The following is a 4,384-nucleotide window of genomic DNA, read 5'->3' on the forward strand; positions in this document are numbered from 1 at the left end:
CCCGTGTACCGGACGTACTCGGGCGCCCCGACAACGCGGCCGGGTGCGGTGCCGGGCGTCGCGGGCCCGGAAAGATCCGAAAGAGACGGCCTAGGTTTATCGCCTCGGGAGGTCGTGTCCGCACACCCTCGGTCGAGGCCGGGGGACGGCACCGTGCCATGTCGTGCACGGCACCGCACCGGCGTTTCGATCCTGCTCGGATCAGCGGGCCGTCCTGGTGTGGACGTAGTCCACCAGGCGGGTCAGCGCGTCGGGGTCGGTCGTCGGGAGGACGCCGTGGCCCAGGTTGAAGACGTGGCCCTCCAGGCCGGCGGCGGCCGCGAGGACCTCGTCCGTCTTGGCTTCGACCGCCTCCGGGGTGGAGAAGAGCACGGCCGGGTCCAGGTTGCCCTGGAGCGCCTTGCCGGGGCCGACCCGGCGCACGGCCTCGTCCAGCGCGACCCGGTAGTCGACGCCCATGACGTCCGCGCCGGCCTCACCCATGAGGCCGAGGAGCTCGCCCGTGCCCACGCCGAAGTGGATCCGGGGGACTCCGTAGGAGGCGACGGACTCCAGGACCTTCGCCGAGGCGGGCATCACCGACCGGCGGTAGTCCGCCGGGGCGAGGGCGCCGACCCAGGAGTCGAAGAGCTGGACGGCGGAGGCGCCGGCCTCGATCTGGACCTTCAGGAAGGCGGAGGTGATCTCCGCGAGGCGGTCCAGGAGGTCGGCCCACAGCTGCGGGTCCCCGTACATGAGGGCCTTGGTGTGCTCGTGGTTCTTGGAGGGACCGCCCTCGACCAGGTAGCTCGCGAGGGTGAAAGGCGCGCCCGCGAACCCGATCAACGGCGTGGAGCCCAGTTCACCCGTCAGCATGCCGATCGCCTCGGTGACGTACGAGACGTCCTCCGGGGTGAGGTCGCGCAGCTGTGCGAGGTCCTCGCGGCGGCGGATCGGCTGGGCGACGACCGGGCCGATGCCCGGCTTGATGTCCAGGTCGACGCCGATGGCCTTCAGCGGGACCACGATGTCGGAGAAGAAGATCGCCGCGTCCACCTTGTGGCGGCGCACCGGCTGCAGGGTGATCTCGGTGACCAGGTCGGGCCGCATGCAGGACTCCAGCATCTGCGTGCCCTCGCGCAGCTTGCGGTACTCCGGGAGTGAGCGTCCCGCCTGCCGCATGAACCACACCGGGGTGTGCGGCACCGGCTCCCGCCGGCACGCCTTCAGGAAGGCGGAATCGTACGTCTGGCTCGGCTTGCCCGTGGGGCGGGTGTTGGCGCTCACGACCCAAATCTTCGCACGTATGAAGAAGTGTCCGACCCGGCGAGGGTGTCCCTGCGCCGTACGGGCGCCCGTTCCGCCTAGTCTTCCCCGCATGGCTGCGGCTCAGGGACGATTTTCAGATGGCGCCGAGGGTACGGACAGCGCGAAGGAGAGCTCCGTCCCGCTCCCGTTCCGGCGGGCGGTCGACGGCTTGAAGAAGGCCCGGCTGCGTCCGGGGATCGAGATCGACCCCACGAAACCGCCCCAGAGACTGGCGCCGCACGCCTACGCCCTGGAGGCCGCGGTGGTGGAGGGCGAGGACGACCTGGCCGACGGCCGGCTCATCCTGCTGCACGATCCGGCCGGGCACGACGCCTGGCAGGGGACCTTCCGGCTGGTGACGCTGGTGCGCGCGGAGCTGGAGCCGGAAATGGCCGCGGACCCCCTGCTGCCCGAGGTGTGCTGGTCCTGGCTGACGGGGGCGCTGCAGGCGCGCGGGCTGGCGTACGGGGAGGCGAGCGGCACCGTGACGATGGCGGGCTCGCACTACTTCGGCGGGCTCGCGGAGCGGCGGCCGGCCACGCAGATCGAGATCAGGGCGTCGTGGACGCCGCGCGAGGGGGTGGGCGGGGTGCCGGACACCTCGGCGCACCTGTCGGCGTGGTGCGAACTGCTGTGCCAGGTCGCGGGGCTGCCGCCGGTGGGTCCGACGGACACGGCGACGGGCGTGGTCTCCCTGCCACAGCGTCGCGGTCCGCACCACCCGTAGCCGCAGGGCCGGACGGCCGCCGGATTCGGCGCGCGGCGCAGAATGACTGATCGAAGAACTGGGCGGACTGTCGAAAGGCGGCGCCCCTTTGCGGGCTTCTGATCAACCGATGATCGATCGTGCGTCCGAATTGCCCGAATTGTTACTCACCAAATCGTGATCATTCCCTAAAGCCGGGCGGGTGACGTGCCGAAGGAGTGAGTGACCATCCGCACGGTTCGCACCGGCTTCCTTCCCCGAGCCGGCCGTCCCGCCACTCCCCCAGGAGGCCTAGGTGTCCGTTCTTCTCGAGCAGCCCGCAAGCCTGGTCGCCTACCGCCCGAACAAGCCGACGGCCATGGTCGTCGTGGCCGACCCCCGCGTCCGCTCCACCGTGACCCGCCACCTGTGGGCCCTCGGAGTACGTGACGTGATCGAGGCGTCGTCCATCGCGGAGGCCCGCCCCCGCGTCGGCAGCCCGCGCGACATCTGCGTGGCCGACGTACACCTGCCCGACGGCTCCGGTCTCACCCTGCTCTCCGAGACCCGGGCCGCCGGCTGGCCCAACGGCCTGGCCCTGTCCGCCGCCGACGACATCGGCGCCGTGCGCAACGCCCTCGCGGGCGGCGTCAAGGGCTACGTCGTCACCGGTACGCGGACCAACATCGGGCTCCCCACCCGGCCCGGCGCCGCCCCCGTGGGCGCCGCCGCCGCCCGTATGCACCGCCGCCCCCCGGGTGCCCCGAACCACCCGGGCGGCTACCGAGAGCTCTCCGGCCGCGAGGTCGAGGTCCTGCGCCTCGTCGCGGAGGGCCAGTCCAACAAGGCCATCGGCGTCTCGATGGGCCTGTCCGCCCTGACCGTCAAGTCCCACCTCGCCCGGATCGCCCGCAAGCTGGGCACCGGTGACCGCGCCGGAATGGTCGCCGTGGCGCTGCGTACCGGGATCATCCACTGACCGCGGGCCGGAGCCCCGGGATATCCGCCCCGGGAGCCACTGCCGGGGAACCTGCCGGGAGACCCCCGCAATACCCCGGGGGAACGCCCCGCATACCGCCCGCGCCCGTCGACGGAACGTTCCGGCGACGGGCGCGTCGTATACACGGATACCCTTGACCGGTGACCGACGCCCAAGATCCCGCAGCAGACCTGCGCACCACCACCGGGGGCGGCCCCTCGGACGACGTCGTTGTTCCGCCCGGTGGGCTGCCGACCCCCTTGCTGGAGCCCCGTGAGGGGATTCCTCCGGTGGTCGCCGACGCGGACGCCCTCGCCGAAGTGGTCGCCGCCTTCGCCGCGGGCACCGGCCCCGTCGCAGTCGACGCCGAACGGGCCTCCGGATACCGCTACGGCCAGCGCGCCTATCTGGTGCAGCTGCGCCGTGAGGGTGCGGGGTCCGCGCTGATCGACCCCGTGGGCTGCCCCGACCTGTCGGCACTGGGCGAAGCCCTGTCCGGCACCGAATGGATCCTGCACGCCGCCACCCAGGACCTGCCCTGCCTGCGCGAAATAGGCATGGTGCCCACCTCCCTGTTCGACACCGAGCTGGCCGGCCGCCTCGCCGGATTCCCGCGCGTCGGACTCGGCGCGATGGTCGAGAGCGTGCTCGGCTACGCGCTGGAGAAGGGCCACTCCGCCGTCGACTGGTCCACCCGCCCGCTTCCCGAGCCGTGGCTGCGCTACGCCGCCCTGGACGTGGAGCTGCTGGTGGACCTGCGGGACGCGCTGGAAAAGGAACTGGACCGGCAGGGCAAGCTCGACTGGGCCCACCAGGAGTTCGACGCCATCGCCTCCGCGCCGCCCGCCCCGCCGCGCAAGGACCCGTGGCGCCGTACGTCCGGCATGCACAAGGTGCGCCGACGCCGGCAGATGGCGGTCGTACGGGAGCTCTGGGAGTCCCGCGACCGGATCGCGCAGCGGCGGGACGTTTCGCCCGGCAAGGTGCTGGGCGACGCCGCGATCGTCGAGGCCGCGCTCGCTCTCCCGGCCAACGTGCACACCCTGTCCGCCCTGCCCGGCTACGGGCAGCGGATGGGCCGGCGCCAGCTGGACCAGTGGATGGCCGCCGTGGACCGGGCGAAGGCCCTGCCCGAGAACGAGCTGCCGCAGCCCGGGGCGACCCCGGCCGGACCCCCGCCGCCCCGCTCCTGGGTGGACAAGGACCCGGCGGCCGCGGCCCGGCTCTCGGCGGCCCGGGCGGCGGTCTCGGCGCTGGCGGAGGCGCTGAACCTGCCCCAGGAGAACCTGATCACCCCGGACACGGTCCGCCGGCTGTGCTGGGAGCCGCCGCAGCGGCTGCACGCGGACGCGGTGGCGGAAGTCCTGGCGGGCTACGGTGCCCGGCCCTGGCAGATCGAGCTGGTGACCCCGGTCCTGGTCACGGCCCTGGCC

At 72.8% G+C, this 4,384-nt stretch carries 4 protein-coding genes; 3 read left to right on the top strand and 1 reads right to left on the bottom strand.

The features are described 5' to 3' along the window. Window positions 1-201: 201 nt before the first annotated feature. Window positions 202-1,266, bottom strand: coding sequence for a uroporphyrinogen decarboxylase (gene hemE / locus ACWGIU_RS30790; protein ID WP_453711304.1), 1,065 nt, complete (start codon window positions 1,264-1,266; stop codon window positions 202-204). Window positions 1,267-1,357: 91 nt separating this feature from the next. Here hemE and ACWGIU_RS30795 point away from each other — a divergent pair, with 91 nt between their 5' ends. The 3 genes from ACWGIU_RS30795 to ACWGIU_RS30805 form a co-directional block, all read left to right on the top strand. Continuing rightward, window positions 1,358-2,014 (top strand): DUF3000 domain-containing protein, encoded by a 657-nt coding sequence (locus tag ACWGIU_RS30795; protein WP_453711306.1) that lies wholly within the window; start codon window positions 1,358-1,360, stop codon window positions 2,012-2,014. A 274-nt stretch (window positions 2,015-2,288) separates the two neighbouring features. Beyond that, on the top strand, window positions 2,289-2,951 hold the full coding sequence (locus tag ACWGIU_RS30800; RefSeq protein WP_453711308.1) for a LuxR C-terminal-related transcriptional regulator: 663 nt from the start codon (window positions 2,289-2,291) through the stop codon (window positions 2,949-2,951). 161 nt (window positions 2,952-3,112) lie between these two features. Next, window positions 3,113-4,384: HRDC domain-containing protein (locus tag ACWGIU_RS30805; RefSeq protein WP_453711310.1), on the top strand; the 1,272-nt coding region annotated here is incomplete at its 3' end.

The sequence above is a fragment of the Streptomyces sp. NPDC054840 genome (assembly GCF_053611065.1).